Consider the following 17,582-nt stretch of genomic DNA (forward strand, 5'->3'; position numbering starts at 1 on the left):
CGAAGACGGCGCTGGCGTCCGCGCCCGAGCCACCGGCCCCGCCGATGGCCGGCGCGCTGGCCGCGGCCCCGGGCCCGATCCCGCCGCCGCCCGGCTCGCGCAACGCCGGCGGCAGCCGCTACCGCCGCGTCAAGCAGCTCGGCGCGGGCGGGTTCGGCACGGTCTGGCAGGCCGTCGACACGCAGCTGAACCGCACGGTCGCGCTGAAGATCGCGCACGCGCCGGACCGCGACACCGCCGAGCGCATGCAGCGCGAGGCCCGCGCGCTCGCCGTGGTCAGCCACCCGAACTGCGTCAAGGTGTACGACCTCGCCGAGGAGCCGGACGGCCTCGCGCTGGTGATGGAGTACCTGGAAGGCCGCCCGCTGGCCGAGCTGGTCGACGGCCAGGGCCCCCTCGACGACGTCGCGGCGGGCCGGCTGTGGGCGACGATGGCCGGCGCGCTCGCCGCGGCGCACGACAAGGGCGTCCTGCACCGCGACATCAAGCCGTCGAACATCGTCCTCGACCCGAGCGGCCTGGCCCACCTGATCGACTTCGGCATCGCCCGCAGCCAGGGCGACTCGAAGATGACGGCCACCGGGATGATGATCGGCACGCCCGACTTCGTCGCCCCGGAGCAGGCCATGGGGTCACCGGCCTCACCGGCGTCCGACGCGTGGCAGCTGGCCGCGACGATCAGCTACGCGCTGTCGGGCCAGCCGCCCCGCGGCACCCGCGAGACGCCGATGGCGGCGTTGATGGCGGCGGCCCGCGCGGAGCCGGTGTCCCGGCTGCCGCAGCGCAGCGCGCACGCGCGGCTGCTGGCGGCGTCCCTGGACCCGGAGCCCCGACGCCGTCCGACGCTGAACGCGGTGCGGCGCGAGGTCGAGGGCTGGCTGTCCCGGGCGGGCAAGTCCGCGGACGGCCCGGTAACGCGGGTGGTGCCCCGCCAGCCGGGAAGCCAGCTCCCGCGCCGCTGACCCTCGTGAGTGGTAAGGCGGGTTCTAACTCGCCTTACCACTCACGACCGCGGGGGCTTGACGGCTGAGAAGGTCACCAGCTCCTTCGGCCGGACGTCGATCTCGACCTGCTCGAAGCCTGCCTTTTCCAGGCGAGCCGGCAGGGTGGCCGCGTCGAGGACGTTCATCGTGTCGCCGATGTGCTTGAGGCGGAAGCGGAAGTTGAGCTGGGCGTCGAAGCCGCAGTAGGTGCCGCCCGGGCGCAGGACGCGGGCGGCCTCCGCGAAGATCGCGTCCTGCAGCCGGGCCGTCGGCACGTGGTGCAGCATCGTGAAGCAGGTGACGGCGGAAAACCGGCCGTCCTCGAACGGCATCTCCGCGCCGCTGCCCTCGACGACCTCGGCGCGGCCGCCGAACTTCGCCCGCAGCAGCTCGGTCGACGCCGGGTCGATCTCCAGGACCGTCAGCCGGGGCACGACGTCGAGCAGCACCTTCGTCGTGGCGCCGAAGCCGGGCCCGATCTCGAGCACGTCGTCACCGAGGCCGAACCGGGCCAGCCAGGGCGTCAGGCGGTCTTCGATCTTGTGCGCCCACTTCTCGGAGCTGCAGATCCTGCGGTGGATGAGGTTCATCGGCATGGCGTCGACGTTAGGGAGCGGCCGCGGTGACCGGTAGCCGATATGCTGCCAACCGATGTCGCAGAACAGCCAATTCGGCGCCATGCTGCTCGGCGCGTTCGACGTCCCCGCCGGCACCTGGTTCCCGTGGCACGAACACCCCGCCCACCAGCTGGTCTGGTCGGCGCGCGGGGTCGTCGCGGTCAAGGCGGGGGACGCGGGCTGGGTGCTGCCGCCGACGCGCGCGCTCTGGATGCCGGCCGGCGTCCGCCACCGCACCGGCGCGCTCGGGCGGGCGCAGCTGCGCGGCATCTACGCCGACCCCTCGCAGTCGCCGGTGTCGTGGCCGCAGCCGCGGATGGTCGTCGTCCGGCCGCTGCTGCGGGAACTCCTGGAGTACCTGACCGCCGAAGGGGTCGCGCCACCCGCCCGGCTGCGTGCCGAAGCCGTGGCCTTCGACCTGCTCGAACCCCTCGACGTGGTGCCGATCGTGGTGCCGTCGCCGTCGGACCCGCGCGCCCTCGACGTGGCGGCGGCCGTGCTCGCGAACCCAGCGGACCCGCGGACCCTCGCCGAGTTCGGCCGGGACGTCGGCGCCGCGGAACGGACACTGGCGCGGATCTTCGTCCGCGAGTGCCGGATGCCGTTCGGGACGTGGCGCACGCAGGTGCGGCTGCGGGCGTCGCTGCCGCTGCTGGCCGAGAGCACGCCGCTGGAGACGGTGGCCTACCGCGTCGGGTACAGCTCGGCGAGCGCGTTCGTCGCCGCGTTCCGGCGGGCCGTCGGTGTCACGCCCGGCGCCTACTTCGCGGGGTAGCTAGCGCCAGGACGGCAGCCAGCGCTCGGCCTCCCACTGGCCGTTCGTGATCGCGATGCCGTTCAGGATCGGCCACAGCCAGGCGAAGTTCGCCACCACCAGCCCGACGTACAGCGACACGACGAGCAGACCGGTGCCGCGCCTTTCGAAGCCGCGCCGGGCGCCGCCGAGGATCTGGCCGAGGCACAGCGTCAGCCCGAGCACCAGGAACGCGGCCAGCGGAGTCGCGTAGAAGAAGTACATCTGGCGGTCGATGTTGGTGAACCAGAAGACGTACCCGCCGAGGTAGCCGACCAGCACGGCCGCGTAGCGCCAGTCCGCGCGGAAGATCGAGCGCCAGGCCGCCCAGCCGAGCATCGGGATGGCCAGCCACCACATCGCCGGCGTGCCGATCAGCATCGTCGCGCTGATGCAGCGGGCCTCGCCGCAGCCGGTGACGTCGCCGTTGTAGCTGTACAGCATCGGGCGCAGCCCCATCGGCCACGTCCACGGCTTGGACTCCCACGGGTGCGGGTTGTCCTTCGGCGTGACCAGCGTTTCGTGGAAGTGCAGGACATTGCCCGTGTAGTCGCCGAGCGAGCGCAGCGCCGGCGGCACCCACGACCAGAAGCCCGGCGCGATGTCCTTGATCTCGGTGTAGTGCCGATCGGTGGCGGTCTCGCTGGCGAACCAGGCCCAGTACGCGGCGAAGTACATCAGGAACGGGATGACCAGGATCGCCCACAGCGCGGGCAGCACGTCCCGGCGGATCGTGCCCAGCCAGGGCCGTTCGACACCGGCCGCGCGCCGCGCCGCGACGTCGAAGCCGACGCTGAGCAGCCCGAACGCGACGATGTAGTACAGCGCCGACCACTTGACGCCGAAGGTGAGCCCGATCATCAGCCCGGTCGCGAACCGCCACCAGCGGAAGCCGAGCTTGGGACCCCAGACGGACTCGTTGACCCAGCCCTCGCGGACCGCCGTCGCGAGCCGTTCGCGCACCTGGTCGCGGTCGACGAGCAGGCAGGCGAACGCGGCGAGCACGAACAGCGCGATGAAGATGTCGAGCATGCCCATCCGCGACTGCAGGTGCAGCACGCCGTCGCTGATCACCAGGATGCCGGCGATGGCCCCGAGCAGCGTCGAGCGCGTCAGGCGGCGGGCGATGCGGACGACCAGCAGCACCATCAGCGTGCCGGCCAGCGCGGGCATGATCCGCCAGCCCCAGCCGTTGTAGCCGAACAGCCATTCGCCGATCGCGATCAGCTGCTTCGCCAGCGGCGGGTGGACGACCAGCTCGTAGCCGTAGTTGTCCTCGTAACCGCCGTTGCGCAGCATCTGCCACGCCTGCGGCACGTAGTGCTTTTCGTCGAAGACCGGGCTGCCCTTGTCGGTCGGGTCACCGAGGTTCTGCAGCCGGACGATCCCGCCGATCACGGTCAGCACGAGAGTGACGACCCAGCCGCGGAGGCGGTCCGTCGGCATGCCTCGGCCGAGGAGGGTCAGTTCGCGGTCGGTGGGCGGCCGGAGCGCCTCGACCGGGTCCGGCCGGACGCTTTCGTCGTCGGGACGGGTCAGCACGGCGGTCACGGGGCGATCCTACGGGCGGGACAGGGCGTCCGTCGTCCGGATCCGCTGATCAGCCTAGGCTGACGGGGTGACCCAGGGCCGCCTGATCCTCGCCGCCACCCCGCTCGGCGACGTCCGCGACGCTTCCCCGCGCCTGGCGTCGGCGTTGGCGGACGCCGACGTCATCGCGGCCGAGGACACGCGGCGGCTGCGGTCGCTGGCGTCGGCGCTGGAAGTTACCCCGCGCGGGCGCGTGGTGAGCTTCTACGAGGACGTCGAGTCGGCGCGCCTGCCGAAGCTGCTCGAAGCGCTGCAGGCGGGCGAGACGGTGGTCCTGGTGACGGACGCCGGGATGCCGAGCGTGTCCGACCCCGGCTTCCGCCTGGTGGCGGCCTGCGTCGCGGAAGACCTGCCGGTCACCTGCCTGCCGGGCCCGTCCGCGGTGACGACGGCGCTCGCGTTGTCCGGGTTGCCGTGCGACCGGTTCTGCTTCGAGGGGTTCGCGCCCCGCAAGCCGGGCGAGCGGACCCGCTGGTTGACGGCGTTGCGCGATGAGCCCCGCACGGCGGTCTTCTTCGAGTCCCCGCACCGGCTGGGTTCCCTGCTGGCGGACGCCGTTTCCGTTTTGGGCGGTTCGCGGCAAGCGGCAGTGTGCCGGGAGCTGACGAAGACGTACGAAGAGGTGAAGCGGGGAACCCTCGAAGAGCTGGCCGCGTGGGCCGCGGACGGGGTCCGCGGGGAGATCACGGTGGTACTGGCGGGGGCGGCGCCGCGAGCGGTTTCGGTGGCGGACCTGGTGGACGAGGTGTCGGCGCGGGTGGCGTCGGGCGAGCGCCTGAAGTCGGCGGCGGCGGAGGTCGCGGAGGCGGCCGGGGTGTCAAAGAAGGAGCTTTACGACGCCGTGCTCGCGGCCCGGGTCAAGTGAGCAGCGCCGTGACCGCGGCGTGCGCCTTCGCCGCGTCCGGGGCATCCCCGGTGATCACGTCCGTGTACACGAACGACTCGCCGATCCGCACCAGCAGGTAGGCCAGGTCCGGTACCGGCAGCGGCGGGACCAGCCGTCCGGCCGCCACCTCTTCGGCCAGCAGCGCGACCAGCTTCTGCGTCGTCCGCTGCTGGCACACGCTCGCCTTCGTCGTCAGCAGCCGCAACGCCCGCTCCGGCTCGCGGCGCAGGAAGTCGCGGAACGGCGGTGAGTCGTTCGCGAACCGGACGTACCCGCTCACGAAGTCCGCGATCCCGGCGGCGCCGCGCCCGACGCACGACGGCCACAGCCGGGCGATCGAGGCCGACGACAGGGACCACAGGATCTCGCCCAGCAGCCGGTCGCGGCTGCCGATGCGGCGGTGCAGCGTGGCCCGGCTGATCGACAGCTCCTGCGCCAGCTCGCCCATGTCGAGCCGGCGGCCGGACAGGAACCACTCACGGGCCACCTCGAACTCCTGAGACATATGCCAGAATGTCTCACAACCACGACCGAGAGGGAACGCGACATGCGCGCAGTGCAGGTGACCGAGTTCGGCGGACCCGAGGTGCTCACGCCGGTCGAGCTGCCCGATCCGGTGGCCGGGCCCGGTGAGGTCCTGATCGACGTCGACCGCATCGGCGTCAACTACGCCGACACCCACCAGGCCGAGAACAGCTACCTCGCGCCGTCGCAGCTGCCGCTCGTGCCCGGTGGTGAAGTCGTGGGCACCCACGACGGCAAGCGGGTCGTCGCCCTCCTCAACGGCGGGGGCGGGTACGCCGAGAAGGCCGTCGCCCCGGCCGCCACCACCTTCCCGCTGCCCGACGGCATCGACGACCTCACCGCGCTGTCGATGCTGGTCCAGGGCACGACCGCCTGGGTGCTGCTCCGGAAGAACGCCCACCTGGCCGCGGGTGAATCGGTCGTCGTGCACGCCGCTGCCGGCGGGGTGGGGACCGTCGCCGTGCAGCTGGCCAAGGCGTGGGGCGCCGGCCGCGTCATCGCCACCGCGAGCAGCGAGGAGAAGCGTGCCCTCGCCCTCGACCTGGGCGCCGACGTGGCCATCGACTCGCGCGCGGAGGACATGACGGCGGCCCTGCTCGAAGCGAACGGCGGCCGCCGCGTCGACGTCGTCCTCGACATGGTCGGCGGGCCGACGACCGACCAGAGCATCGCCGCGCTGGCCCCGTTCGGGCGGCTGGCGTTCTACGGCATGGCGGGCCGCGAGAACCCGAAGCCGGTGGAGCTGCGCAACATCCTCGGCCACAGCACGACCATCAGCGGCATGTGGCTGCCGCACGTGTTCCGCCTGCCGGGCAACGTCTTCGGCACCGCGCTCACCGAGCTGTTCGACCTCGTGCAGAACGGCGAGCTCAAGGCGATCGCGGGCGGCGAGTACGCCCTGTCCGACGCCCGCGGCGCGCACGAGGCCCTGCGCTCCCGCAAGACCGTCGGCAAGCTCCTCCTCGACCCCCGCAAGTAGGTCGTGAGTGGTAAGGCGGGTTAGAACCCGCCTTACCACTCACGAGCCGGCCAGCAGCGCTTCCAGGGGGGCGGCTTTGTGGAGGCACTCCTGCCACTCTGCTTCCGGGTCCGAGTCCGCCGTGATGCCGCCGCCGACGCCCAGGGAAATGCGGCCCGCCGCGATCTCGAACGTGCGGATCGCGACGTTCAGCTCCAGCCCCGCCACCGGGGACACCAGCCCGATCGCGCCCGTGTACACCCCGCGGCCACAGGGTTCCAGCGACGCGATCAGGTCCAGCGCGCGGATCTTCGGCGCGCCCGTCACCGAACCCGGCGGGAAGGTCGCCTCCAGCAGACAAGCGTCCGACACCGACGGGCGCAGCACCCCGGTCACCGTCGAGTCCAGGTGCCACACCCCGGGCGCCGGGCGGACCTGCAGCAGGGACGGCACCGTCACCGTGCCCACCTCGCAGACCCGGCCGAGGTCGTTGCGCACCAGGTCGGTGATCATCACGTTCTCCGCCACGTCCTTTGTGGACTGACGCAGCAGCCGGGCGTTCCCGTCGTCGGACGGCCCGCGGCGGGGCAGCGTCCCCTTGATCGGCGTCGACCGCACCGCGCGCCCGTGCCGGGCCAGGAACAGCTCCGGCGAAAACGAGACCACCGACCCCCACGGGCCGGACAGGAAGGCGGCGCGGCGGGGGGAGAGCGACGAAACCCCGGCGGCGAACAACGCGGCGGGATCACCCGAGAAGGGCCCGGTGAACCGGCTGCAGATGTTCGCCTGGAACAGCTCGCCCGCCTCGATCGCGTGCACGCACGCCTTCACCGCGTCCCGGTGCTCCGAGGGCAGCGGCCGCCGCAGCGGCCCCGCCGTCCACGAAAGCGCGGGCGCGGGCGCGGCCAGCAGCGACTCCATTGTGGACACCGACGGCCCGCCGCCGTCCAGCGATTCCAGGTAGCACGTCCCGGAAGCGGACCAGCGCAGCACGTGGTCCGCCCAGCCCCACGCCGACGCGGGCAGCGAACCGGTCCGGCCCGACGGGTCCGCCGAGTCGTACGCCAGGTAGCCGAACCAGCCGCCGCCGATCACCTCGGACGCGGCGCCGGAGGCCGGGAAGGCGGGCAGCGACGCAGGGGACACGTCAAGCGATGGCGCGATCACCGCCCGGGCGGAAAACCAGTCACCCGAAAGCATGGCGGGCGGCGGCAGGCCGCGGGCGGCGGCGTGGTGGGCCAGCACCGAGAAGGCGTGCGACGGCGTCACGTCCGTCCGGAGTGGCCTGCTCGTCACGCGCATGGCGACATACCACCACAGGTCAGAGCAGCAGGTCGCCCAATGTGAACGGGTACACGACGGCGTTCTGCTCCACCGGCCCGGCGATGCCGGGGACGGCCGGGGTGTACGCGTGCTGGTGCACGCCGAGCCGAGAGTGGAACCAGCCCGGCCGCCCGGGGATGCCGTTGTGCCGGACCAGCCACAGCACCACCTCGCTGTCGGCCCAGCGGTCCGGGTGCAGCCGGTGCGCCCAGCAGTCGTGGTCGGCGTACACCAGCACCCGTTCGATGCGGGCCGCGTGCCGCACGTGCTTGATCCACGCCTTGACGAACCGGTCGTCGACGCTCGGCGCCGCCACTTCCAGCGCCGGCGCCAGCGACCCGGGTGCGAACGCGCCGAGCCTGCTGGCCGTCCGCACGAAGAAGTCCGCCTGATCGTGCACCGCCCCGGGCCGCGCGTAGTGCCGTCCGCCGGCGTGCAGCCCGGCCTCCTGCGCGCCGGTCAGGTTGCGCTCGGCCGCGGAGTTGCTCCAGTTGACGTTCTCGCTGATCGTCACCGACACGAACCGGGTCTGCGCGGCCCCCACGGCGTGCCAGTCGGCGACCTGCTCGCGGTGCGACAGCGAGATGCCGAGTTCGTTCTCGGGCTCTGTCACGGTCCGCCCCCGGCGCGTCGGTGGAGAGCACACCATACGTCGCCGGAGACGGACCCGCAGTGACACGCGCCCGGTTGATCAGGCGTTTTCCTTTTGGAACGTGCGTGTTCCCCACCACACCGACACCACGGCCATCACCAGCACCACGACACTGCCGGTGAACAGGGCGTCCATCGTGAAGTCGCCGCGGAAGGTGTTCCGCTCGACGTCCACCACGTGCCGGAACGGGTTGATCTGCGAGATCCGGTACAACCACTCCGGCGCGGCGCCGGAGGTGATCGGCAGCAGGATCCCGGAGAGCAGCAGCAGCGGGATGAGCACCGCGTTGAGCAGGGCGGGGAACGTCTCCTCGCTCTTGAGCGTCAACGCCAGCGCGTACGAGCACGACGCCAGCGAAACCGCCAGCAGGAACACGATGACCAGGCTGAGCAGGACGCCGCCGACCGGCGCGTCCAGGTCGAAGGCCAGGTACGCCAGCGCGATGATCAGCAGCGCCTGCACCACCGCCTGCAGCGCGCTGGCCAGCACCTTGCCCAGCAGCAGTGCGACCCGGCTGACCGGCGTGACCCGGAACCGCTCGACGACGCCGGCGCGGTACTCGGCCAGCAGCCCGAAGCCGACGAAGGAGCTGCCGAACAGCGCCAGCTGGGCGATCAGCGCCGGGGTGAGCAGCATCCAGCCGTCCACTTCGGACAGGCCCTGGGCCTGCACGGCCCGCACCATCAGCGGCCCGAACAGGAACAGGTAGAGCAGCGGCTGCATGATCCCGATCAGCACCCACGTCGGGTTGCGCAGCGCCGCCGTCATCTCGCGGCGGAAGATCAGCCAGGTGTCACGCAGCACGGCCGGCCTCCTCCGCTTCCCGGAGCGATCGCCCGGTCAGGGTCAGGAAAACGTCGTCGAGCGTGGGCCGGTGCACCTGGACCGACAGCATCGGGATGTTCTTGGCGTCCAGCGCGCGCAGCAGCTCCGGCAGGGCGACGTCGCCCCGCGGCACCCGGAACCGGATCTCCCCGCCGTCGGCGGACAGCTCCTGTGCGCCCGTCAGCCGCCCGGCGATCTCGGCGGCGTCCGCGCCCTGCTCCGGGTCGACCCCCACCTCGACGCGGTCGCCGTTCACCCGCGCCTTCAGCGCGTCCGGCGTGCCCTCGGCGACGATCCGGCCGTCGTCGATGACGATCAGCCGGTCCGACAGCGCGTCGGCTTCGTCGAGGTAGTGGGTGGTCAGGAAGACCGTGACGCCCTGCTCGGCGCGCAGCCGGCGGATGTGCTCCCACAGGTTCGCGCGGCTCTGCGGGTCGAGGCCGGTCGACGGCTCGTCGAGGAACACCAGGCCGGGTGCGTGGATCAGCCCGAGCGCGATGTCGAGCCGCCGCCGCTGCCCGCCGGACAGCGTCTTGGTCAGCCGCTGGTCCAGCCCGGTCAGGTCGAGCTGCTCGGCGAGTTCGGCGCCGCGCGCGATCGCGTCCGCCTTGCTCATCCGGTAGAGCCTGCCCTGCAGCTCCAGCTCGTCGGCGACCTTGCTCTCCGGCGCGGTGCCGCCGCCCTGGGCGACGTAGCCGATCCGCTCCCGCACCCCCAGCGGGTCGGCCAGCAGGTCGCGGCCGCCGACGGTCGCGGTGCCCGCGGTCGGCTTCAGCAGCGTGGTCAGCATGCGCAGCGTGGTCGTCTTCCCGGCGCCGTTGGGCCCGAGGAAACCGACCAGCTCACCCGCTTCGACGTCGAGGTCGACGCCCTTCACCGCGTGGACTTCGCCCCCAGTGCGGCCTCTGCGGCGGAAGCGCCGCTCGAGGCCGCGTGCCGTGATCATGGGATCCCCTCTCCAAGTAGTCAAGCTTGACTAGCTGAGGCGCACACTGTGCCCCACCAGGTTCCGCTAGTCAAACTTGATTACTCGACGGCCCCGGCCGGCGGCTCCCCGAAGGCGCGGCCCGGGTCGTCGGCCATCACGTATTCGCCCGCCTCGAGCCGGGCGATCAGGTGCTTCAGCCAGTCCAGGCTCGCCGCCGAGATCTGCGCCCAGAGCCCGAACAGCTCGGAGATGTGCGCGGGCTGGCCCCACTCGGAGCCCTCCTGGATGAGCCAGCCGGCCCGCCGGACCTCGGCTTCGAGGTGGACGAGCCGCTGGTTCAGCATGCCGATCACCCGCTTGCGGGGCAGCGCCGTCATCAGCGAGATCGCGGCGGACAGCTCCGGGTGGCCGACCTCGGGATCCGACAGCGCGGTGCCCAGCAGGTGGTGGAACTCCCGGTCGCCTTCTTCGGTGATGCGGTATGCGACGCGGTCCGGGCCGCCGTCGCCCGGCTCGACGTCGACCTGCGCCAGCAGGTCCTCGGCGGTCATCTTCTTCAGCGCGTGGTAGATCGACCCGGGCTGGACGTTGGCCCACTTGTCCGCCGACCAGGTCAGCAGCTCGCGCCGCACCTGGTAGCCGTGCGCGCGGCCGTACATCCGCACCACCCCGAGCACGAGCAGCCGTGTCGCCGACAACCGGGGCCTCCCTCCCGACAAAGCGCGTGACGCCCTCCGTAGGCTAATAAGGTATGAGCACCCCTGTGTTGACCGCGGTGGCCTGGCCCTACGCCAACGGCCCCCGCCACATCGGCCACGTGTCCGGATTCGGCGTCCCGTCCGACGTCTTCTCCCGCTACCAGCGAATGGCCGGCAACCGGGTGCTCATGGTGTCCGGCACCGACGAACACGGCACCCCGATCACCGTCCAGGCGGACAAGGAGAACTCGACCCCGCAGCAGACGGCGGACAAGTACACCCGCCAGATCGGCACCGACCTGCAGGGCCTCGGCCTGTCCTACGACCTGTTCACCCGGACCACGACCGGCAACCACGCCGAGGTGACGCAGCAGATCTTCCTCGCGCTGCACCGCAACGGCTACGTCGTGCCCAAGACGACCCGTGGCGCGATCAGCCCGTCCACCGGCCGCACGCTGCCCGACCGCTACGTCGAGGGCACCTGCCCGATCTGCGGGTACGACGGCGCGCGCGGCGACCAGTGCGACAACTGCGGCAACCAGCTCGACGCCGCGGAGCTGATCAACCCGAAGTCGCGGATCAACGGCGAGACGCCGAAGTTCGTCGAGACCGAGCACTACTTCCTCGACCTGCCGGCGTTCACCAAGACCCTCGGCGACTGGCTGTCGACGAAGACCGACTGGCGCCCGAACGTCCTCAACTTCACCAAGAACCTGATCGACGACATGCGGCCGCGGCCGATCACCCGCGACCTCGACTGGGGCGTCAAGATCCCCCTCGACGGCTGGCGCGACCAGCCGCTGAAGCGGTTCTACGTCTGGTTCGACGCGGTGATCGGGTACTTCTCGGCCAGCGTCGAGTGGGCGCGGCGCTCCGGCAACCCGGACGCGTGGCAGGAGTGGTGGAACAACGCCGACGCGCGGTCCTACTACTTCATGGGCAAGGACAACATCACCTTCCACGCCCAGATCTGGCCCGCGCTGCTGTTCGGCCACAACGGCGAGGGCGACAAGGGTGGCGAGCCGGGCAAGTACGGGAAGCTGCACCTGCCCGACGAGATCGTCTCCAGCGAGTTCCTCACCATGAGCGGCTCGAAGTTCTCGACCTCGCGCGGGCGCGTGATCTACGTCGAGGACTTCCTGCGCGACTTCGGCCCGGACACGCTGCGGTACTTCATCTCGGTCGCCGGCCCGGAGACCCAGGACACCGACTTCACCTGGGACGAGTTCGTCCGCCGGACCAACTTCGAGCTGGCCAACGAGTGGGGCAACCTGGTCAACCGGTCGATCTCGATGGCGCACAAGAACGTCGGCGCCATCCCGCGCCCGGAGGCCCCGACGGCGGCCGACGAGGACCTGAAGGCGTTGTCGCGCAAGGCGTTCGACACCGCGGGCGCGCACCTGGCCCGGTCCCGGTTCAAGCTGGCCGCGGCCGAGGCGATGAAGGTCGTCACCGCGGCGAACAAGTACATCTCCGACCAGGAGCCGTGGAAGCTCAAGGACGACCCGGCGCGGCGCGACACCGTGCTGCACACCGCGCTGCAGGTCGTCTCCGACGCCAACACGCTGCTGACGCCGTTCCTGCCGCACTCGGCGCAGAAGGTGCACGAGGCACTCGGCGGCACCGGCGTCTGGGCCGCCCAGCCGGAGCTCAAGGAGGTCGAGGACCTCGACATCGACGGCCGGGTCAACCCGATCCTGACCGGCGACTACGCGAGCGAGCAGGCGAAGTGGGAGTCGACGCCGATCGAGGTCGGCAAGCCCCTGCAGAAGCCGTCGCCGCTGTTCACCAAGCTCGACCCGGCGCTCGGCGAGACCGGTCCGGAGTGGGCGCCGATCACGAAGGACTAAGAGGTACTGCATGGGTGACGAGAAGCGCGAACTGCCGCCGGTCCCGGACCGGCTACCGGTGTCGGTGGTGGACGCGCACACCCATCTCGACGCGTGCGGCGCGGTCACCGCGGCCGATGTCACGGCCATGGTCGACCGCGCCGAGCGCGCCGGCGTCGCCCGCGTCGTCACGGTCGCGGACGACCTCGCCTCGGCCCGCTGGGCCACCGAGGCGGCGTCCTGGGACCGCCGGGTCTGGGCGGCCGTGGCGATCCACCCGACCCGGACCAAGGAGTTCGGCGAGGCCGAGAAGGCCGAGGTCGAGCGGCTGGCCGGGCACGAGCGCGTGGTCGCCGTCGGCGAGACCGGCCTCGACTACTACTGGGACTACTCGCCGCACGACGCCCAGCAGGAGGCGTTCCGCTGGCACATCGACCTCGCGAAGCGGCTGGGCAAGCCGCTGATGATCCACGACCGCGAGGCCCACGACGACGTGCTGCGCATCCTGGCCGAAGAGGGTGCGCCGAATGCCGTAATTTTCCATTGTTTTTCCGGGGACGCGGAAATGGCCCGCCAGTGCGTCGACGCGGGGTATGTCCTTTCCTTCGCGGGCACGGTGACGTTCAAGAACGCGAAGGGGCTCCACGCGGCGGCCCGGCTCTGCCCGGCCGGGCAGTACCTCGTCGAGACCGACGCGCCGTTTCTGACCCCCCACCCGTTCCGTGGGCGGCCGAACGAGCCGTACGGCGCTGCCTACACCGTCCGTCACCTCGCGGCGCTCAGGGGCGAAGCTGTCCACGAAGTCGCCGAATCGGTCCGGACCACGGCCGAACGGGTGTACCGACTCCCCAGCGTCACATCGGGTTGAACGCATTGCGACAACAGGGTTCCGGGCTCGTCCACCTGATGGAGTGACGGGGATCACGACACTCCGGGGGGTGTTTGCGCAACCCGCCGCGACCCGTTACTGTCCCGTGATCGTGCCGGTCGGACCTGCGCTCAGCAGTTGCCGATCGTCACGCCCAGTCGTAGAGACGGCGCCCCCGACCGCCGTCTCGTGAAAGGGAACGATCCCCGGTGACAGGTAGCAGACAGGCTGGAGCGCGCTCCGCCGTCCTCGAACGCAGTCATTTCGAGGACACGGCTTACGGCCAGCTCGACTTCTCCGACGACCCGAACATCACGCAGCAGGACATCCTCGCCGCGCTCGGCCCCGATGCCGACGCGATGATGGCCGAGATCGACGTCGACGTCGACGAGCTGATCCGGCTCATCAACGCCGAGACGACGTACCTGCCGCCGATCGTCATCCCGGACGGCCTCGAGGAGGACCGCACCGCTTCCCCCGAAGCGCGTCGTGCGGCTCTGGACGAGGGCCTCCGCCAGACGACCAAGGTCTGGAAGCGCCGGTTCCTCAAGGGCGCCGTCCTCAGCGTCATGATCAGCGTCGCCGGCGGCGGCGCGGCCGCGCTGGCGATGAACAAGAGCATCACCGTCGACGTCGACGGCCACCAGCAGACCGTGCACTCCTTCGGCGGCACCGTCGGCGAGGTGCTCGAGGACGCGGGCCTGTCCGTCGGCGAGCACGACTCGCTGTCCCCCTCCCCGCAGGCGGAGGTCGGTGACGGCGGCGTCATCAAGCTCGAGCGCGGCCGCCAGCTGAAGATGATCGTCGACGGCGCGGAGCACACCTCCTGGGTCCGCGCGACCCACCTCGGCGACGCGCTGAGCCAGCTCGGCATGGCCGAGATGGACAAGCCCGGCACGTGGATGTCGATGCCGAAGGACGGCGAGCTGCCCCTGCAGGGCGCCACCGTCGAGATCAAGACCCTCAAGAACATCACCCTGTACGACGGCGCCAACGCGCCGAAGCAGGTGAAGACGACCGCGGTCACGACGAAGGAGTTCCTGGGCGAGTACAAGCTCACCCTGGGCCCGGAGGACCAGGCCGAGGGTGGTCTGGACGTCAAGCTGACCGACGGCGCCGAGGTGCACATCAGCCGCACCGGCGTCTCGACGGTCACCCAGAAGGAGACCATCGCGCCGCCCGAGCAGCGCGTCGACGACCCGGACCTGGCCAAGGGCAAGACCTCCGTCGAGGACCCCGGCACGCCGGGCGAGAAGATGGTGACCTACAAGGTCACGCAGAAGAACGGCAAGGAGGTCGGCCGGGAGAGCATCTCCGAGCAGGTGATCACCCAGCCGAAGCCGAAGATCATCCACGTCGGCACGAAGGAAGCCCCGGCCCCGAACATCGGCGACGGCTCCGCGTGGGACCGCATCGCGCAGTGCGAGTCGGGCGGCAACTGGGCCACCAACACCGGCAACGGCTACTACGGCGGCCTCCAGTTCGACAAGCGCACGTGGGACGCCTACGGCGGCGACCAGTACGCGGCCCTGCCGAACCAGGCTTCGCGCGAGCAGCAGATCGCGATCGCGGAGAAGGTCCGCGACGCCCGCGGCGGCTACAGCGCCTGGCCGGTCTGCGGCAAGAAGGCCTGAGTTCCGCTTCGAACGGCCCCCGTCCACCCCGGACGGGGGCCGCTTCGCGTTCCCAGGTCTGCCGCGGCTTGTCGTGAGTGGTAAGGCGGGTTAGAACCCGCCTTACCACTCACGACTACTTGCACCGAGCGGAACGGGGGCGGAGCACGCTGGGTAAGCTCGTCCGGTGGTTGAACTGCTGGGACCGGCCGAAATCCGCGGGCTGGCGGCCGAACTCGACGTGCGGCCGACCAAGAAGCTCGGGCAGAACTTCGTGCACGATCCCAACACCGTGCGGCGGATCGTCGAGCTGGCGAACGTCACCGCGGACGACGTCGTCCTGGAGGTCGGGCCCGGGCTCGGGTCGCTGACCCTCGGCCTGCTCGCCACCGGCGCCCGCGTCGTCGCCGTCGAGATCGATCCCAAGCTCGCCGAGCGGCTCCCGAAGACCGTCGCCGAGCGGGGCCCGGAAGCCGCGGAACGGCTGACCGTCGTCGGTGCCGACGCCCTGCGCGTCACCCGCGAGGACCTGGGCAAGCCGACCGCGCTCGTCGCCAACCTGCCCTACAACGTCGCCGTGCCCGTCGTGCTGCACCTGCTGGCCGAGGTGCCCTCCTTGAAAACCGGCCTCGTCATGGTGCAGACCGAGGTCGCCGACCGGATGGCCGCCGGCCCCGGCAGCCGGATCTACGGCGTCCCGAGCGTCAAGCTCGCCTGGTACGGCCCCGCACGCAAGGTCGCCGCCGTGCCACGCTCGGTGTTCTGGCCGGTGCCGAACGTCGATTCCGCGCTCGTCGCGTTCGAACGCGGCGACACGACGGCGTCCGAAGACCGGGACCTCCTCTTCGGCCTGGTGGACGCCGCCTTCTCACAACGCAGGAAGACCCTCCGCGCCGCGCTCGCGGGCTGGGCGGGCTCGGCCGAGCGGGCCGGCGAACTCCTCACCGCCGCCGGGATCGACCCCAAGACCCGCGGCGAGCAGCTGGACGTGCACGACTTCGCCCGGATCGCGGCCGCGCGCTAGTTGTCCACGCGTTAGGGATCCACAGTGGAGGTGTGAAGATACACCCCCGTCGCCCGTGATCCCGTCATCCGGACACCGCCACTCGTGTGATCTGGGCCAACGGGCTTGCGTTCGCTCCTCGGGATCGGTTTTACTCAGTACGTCCATCCCGAGCGACTGAGAGACCTGGCTCGCCGAAGTCGCAGCAACCACCCTCCGCAGGGCAGGTGCTACCGCCAGGACCGATGGAGGCCGTTTTCGATGAAGAGGGTAGCTCGCCCCCTGCTCCTGACCAGGCGTCGCGTAGTCGACGAAGGCCGCCGCTCCGTGACCGCATGTCGACGCTCCAACTGAGCTTGTCGTAGCCGGTCCACCTCTTCTTCACGCACCGTCCCAACCGGACGGACTTCGCTTGCGGCCGGGCGCCCCCGCGCGGGTGCGCCCCGTTTTCTGGAGCCTTCGTGATCACCGTCGAAAACCTGTCCAAATCCTTTGCCACCAACGGAAACTCGGTCGTCGCGCTGCGGGACGTGAGCGTCGACGTCCAGGCCGGCTCGCTGTTCGGCGTGGTCGGCCCGGCCGGGTCCGGCAAGTCCGTCCTCGCCCGGTGCATCGCGCTGCAGGAGCGCCCCGACCGCGGTGTCGTCCGCCTCGACGGCCTGAACACCGGCACCCTCGACGGCCGCCGGCTCCGCGAAATCCGCCGCCAGCTCGGCGTCGTCTCGACGAAGCCGGAGCTGATCGCCGAGCGCACCATCGCCGGCAACATCGCTTCCCCGCTCGAGCAGCTCGGCGTCGACGGCCCGCAGCGCCGCAGCCGGGTCGGCTCGCTGCTCGACCTCGTCGGCCTGACCCCGCGCGCCGCCCAGCGCCCCGGTGAGCTGACCGCCGGTCAGCTCCGCCGCGTCGCGGTCGCGAAGGCCCTGGCGGCGGCCCCCGCCGTGCTGCTCGCCGACGACCCGACGGACGGCGTCGACCCGGAGGAGGCCGGCGCGGTGCTCACCGTCCTCGACCGGGCCCGGTCCGAGCTGGGTGTCACGGTCGTCGTCACGACCCCGGACGCGGGCGTGGTCCGCCGGGTCTGCGACGACGTCGCGGTGCTGGAGGACGGCACGGTCATCGAGCGCGGCACGGTGCTCGACCTGATCTCGAACCCGGCTAGCCGCACCGCGCAGGCGCTGCTGCCCGCCATCGAGACCACCCGCTCGCAGGCGGCGCGCTACGACCGCTCGGCGGACGTCGTGCTGGTCGGCTTCGCCTCGGTCGGCGCGCTGCTGCCCGAGGCCGCGGGCCGGTTCGACGTCGAGTTCGCCACCATCGGCGGCGGCCTGACCCGCATCGGCGACACGCCGGTCGGCCGGTTCCGGCTGGGTGTCCGCGGCGAGCGGGCCGACGCGGCGCTGGCCTGGGTCGCCGAGCGCGGTGGCCACGTGACGCACACCGCCCGCGGCCCGCAGGGTGTCGCGGCTGCTTGATCTTGTGGTCCGGAAG

The 17,582-nt window shown here is 71.4% G+C and carries 17 protein-coding genes and 1 riboswitch; of the genes, 9 read left to right on the plus strand and 8 right to left on the minus strand.

Annotated elements, in window-relative coordinates; translation table 11 throughout:
* Positions 1-962 (plus strand): serine/threonine-protein kinase (locus OO60_RS36810; protein WP_033263093.1); only part of this gene is annotated, 962 nt, incomplete at its 5' end.
* A gap of 41 nt (positions 963-1,003) precedes the next feature.
* On the opposite strand, the gene OO60_RS36815 is transcribed toward OO60_RS36810, so the two are convergent.
* The gene (locus OO60_RS36815) at positions 1,004-1,579 is read right to left on the minus strand and encodes a class I SAM-dependent methyltransferase (RefSeq protein ID WP_003062022.1); all 576 of its coding nucleotides are present in this window, start codon (positions 1,577-1,579) and stop codon (positions 1,004-1,006) included.
* A gap of 82 nt (positions 1,580-1,661) precedes the next feature.
* Between OO60_RS36815 and OO60_RS36820 the strand changes: the two genes are divergently transcribed.
* Positions 1,662-2,375 (plus strand): AraC family transcriptional regulator, encoded by a 714-nt coding sequence (locus OO60_RS36820; protein WP_033263135.1) that lies wholly within the window; start codon positions 1,662-1,664, stop codon positions 2,373-2,375.
* Here OO60_RS36820 and OO60_RS36825 read toward each other — a convergent pair whose 3' ends face one another.
* The gene (locus OO60_RS36825) at positions 2,376-3,944 is read right to left on the minus strand and encodes a dolichyl-phosphate-mannose--protein mannosyltransferase (RefSeq protein ID WP_003062031.1); all 1,569 of its coding nucleotides are present in this window, start codon (positions 3,942-3,944) and stop codon (positions 2,376-2,378) included.
* A gap of 67 nt (positions 3,945-4,011) precedes the next feature.
* On the opposite strand from OO60_RS36825, the gene rsmI reads away from it, so the two are divergent.
* On the plus strand, positions 4,012-4,848 hold the full coding sequence (gene rsmI, locus OO60_RS36830) for a 16S rRNA (cytidine(1402)-2'-O)-methyltransferase (RefSeq protein WP_033263094.1): 837 nt from the start codon (positions 4,012-4,014) through the stop codon (positions 4,846-4,848).
* Here rsmI and OO60_RS36835 read toward each other — a convergent pair.
* Complete coding sequence (locus OO60_RS36835) at positions 4,841-5,374, minus strand: QsdR family transcriptional regulator (protein ID WP_003062035.1); 534 nt, start codon at positions 5,372-5,374, stop codon at positions 4,841-4,843. The genes rsmI and OO60_RS36835 overlap by 8 nt on opposite strands.
* 42 nt (positions 5,375-5,416) lie before the next feature.
* Between OO60_RS36835 and OO60_RS36840 the strand changes: the two genes are divergently transcribed.
* On the plus strand, positions 5,417-6,373 hold the full coding sequence (locus OO60_RS36840; protein WP_003062038.1) for a quinone oxidoreductase family protein: 957 nt from the start codon (positions 5,417-5,419) through the stop codon (positions 6,371-6,373).
* A 39-nt stretch (positions 6,374-6,412) separates the two neighbouring features.
* Here OO60_RS36840 and OO60_RS36845 read toward each other — a convergent pair whose 3' ends face one another.
* From OO60_RS36845 to OO60_RS36865, 5 genes are all read right to left on the minus strand, one after another.
* Positions 6,413-7,654 (minus strand): aminodeoxychorismate synthase component I, encoded by a 1,242-nt coding sequence (locus OO60_RS36845; protein ID WP_033263095.1) that lies wholly within the window; start codon positions 7,652-7,654, stop codon positions 6,413-6,415.
* A gap of 19 nt (positions 7,655-7,673) precedes the next feature.
* Complete coding sequence (locus tag OO60_RS36850) at positions 7,674-8,288, minus strand: glycoside hydrolase family 25 protein (protein ID WP_003062043.1); 615 nt, start codon at positions 8,286-8,288, stop codon at positions 7,674-7,676.
* Between the two features lie 78 nt (positions 8,289-8,366).
* Positions 8,367-9,131 carry an ABC transporter permease gene (locus OO60_RS36855; RefSeq protein ID WP_003062046.1) on the minus strand — a complete coding sequence of 255 codons (765 nt, stop codon included), beginning with the start codon at positions 9,129-9,131 and terminating at the stop codon, positions 8,367-8,369.
* Complete coding sequence (locus tag OO60_RS36860; protein WP_003062048.1) at positions 9,121-10,098, minus strand: ATP-binding cassette domain-containing protein; 978 nt, start codon at positions 10,096-10,098, stop codon at positions 9,121-9,123. Before OO60_RS36860 ends, OO60_RS36855 begins: the two co-directional genes overlap by 11 nt.
* Positions 10,099-10,178: 80 nt before the next feature.
* Positions 10,179-10,778: a PadR family transcriptional regulator gene (locus OO60_RS36865; protein ID WP_003062052.1), complete on the minus strand. Its 600-nt coding sequence runs from the start codon at positions 10,776-10,778 to the stop codon at positions 10,179-10,181.
* A 53-nt stretch (positions 10,779-10,831) separates the two neighbouring features.
* Here OO60_RS36865 and metG point away from each other — a divergent pair, with 53 nt between their 5' ends.
* The 5 genes from metG (at position 10,832) to OO60_RS36890 (ending at position 17,566) form a co-directional block, all read left to right on the plus strand.
* Positions 10,832-12,628, plus strand: coding sequence for a methionine--tRNA ligase (gene metG / locus OO60_RS36870; protein ID WP_003062055.1), 1,797 nt, complete (start codon positions 10,832-10,834; stop codon positions 12,626-12,628).
* A 10-nt stretch (positions 12,629-12,638) separates the two neighbouring features.
* Positions 12,639-13,475 (plus strand): TatD family hydrolase, encoded by an 837-nt coding sequence (locus OO60_RS36875; protein WP_003062058.1) that lies wholly within the window; start codon positions 12,639-12,641, stop codon positions 13,473-13,475.
* Between the two features lie 209 nt (positions 13,476-13,684).
* Positions 13,685-15,109: a resuscitation-promoting factor gene (locus OO60_RS36880; protein ID WP_003062060.1), complete on the plus strand. Its 1,425-nt coding sequence runs from the start codon at positions 13,685-13,687 to the stop codon at positions 15,107-15,109.
* A gap of 166 nt (positions 15,110-15,275) precedes the next feature.
* Positions 15,276-16,112 (plus strand): 16S rRNA (adenine(1518)-N(6)/adenine(1519)-N(6))-dimethyltransferase RsmA, encoded by an 837-nt coding sequence (gene rsmA / locus OO60_RS36885; protein ID WP_003062062.1) that lies wholly within the window; start codon positions 15,276-15,278, stop codon positions 16,110-16,112.
* Between the two features lie 140 nt (positions 16,113-16,252).
* Positions 16,253-16,343, plus strand: a riboswitch (SAM riboswitch).
* Positions 16,344-16,552: 209 nt separating this feature from the next.
* On the plus strand, positions 16,553-17,566 hold the full coding sequence (locus tag OO60_RS36890; protein WP_003062065.1) for a methionine ABC transporter ATP-binding protein: 1,014 nt from the start codon (positions 16,553-16,555) through the stop codon (positions 17,564-17,566).
* Positions 17,567-17,582 lie beyond the last annotated feature (16 nt).

Origin of the sequence: Amycolatopsis vancoresmycina (assembly GCF_000716785.1) — a bacterium.
GTDB classification, from domain to species: Bacteria; Actinomycetota; Actinomycetes; order Mycobacteriales; family Pseudonocardiaceae; genus Amycolatopsis; species Amycolatopsis vancoresmycina.

Bases quoted from the DNA above. Each gene is read 5' to 3' on its own strand.
- OO60_RS36815 (WP_003062022.1), bottom strand. From the start codon at position 1,579: ATGCCGATGAACCTCATCCACCGCAGGATCTGCAGCTCCGAGAAGTGG.
- OO60_RS36820 (WP_033263135.1), top strand. From the start codon at position 1,662: ATGCTGCTCGGCGCGTTCGACGTCCCCGCCGGCACCTGGTTCCCGTGG.
- OO60_RS36835 (WP_003062035.1), bottom strand. From the start codon at position 5,374: ATGTCTCAGGAGTTCGAGGTGGCCCGTGAGTGGTTCCTGTCCGGCCGC.
- OO60_RS36840 (WP_003062038.1), top strand. From the start codon at position 5,417: ATGCGCGCAGTGCAGGTGACCGAGTTCGGCGGACCCGAGGTGCTCACG.
- OO60_RS36845 (WP_033263095.1), bottom strand. From the start codon at position 7,654: ATGCGCGTGACGAGCAGGCCACTCCGGACGGACGTGACGCCGTCGCAC.
- OO60_RS36860 (WP_003062048.1), bottom strand. From the start codon at position 10,098: ATGATCACGGCACGCGGCCTCGAGCGGCGCTTCCGCCGCAGAGGCCGC.
- metG (WP_003062055.1), top strand. From the start codon at position 10,832: ATGAGCACCCCTGTGTTGACCGCGGTGGCCTGGCCCTACGCCAACGGC.
- OO60_RS36875 (WP_003062058.1), top strand. From the start codon at position 12,639: ATGGGTGACGAGAAGCGCGAACTGCCGCCGGTCCCGGACCGGCTACCG.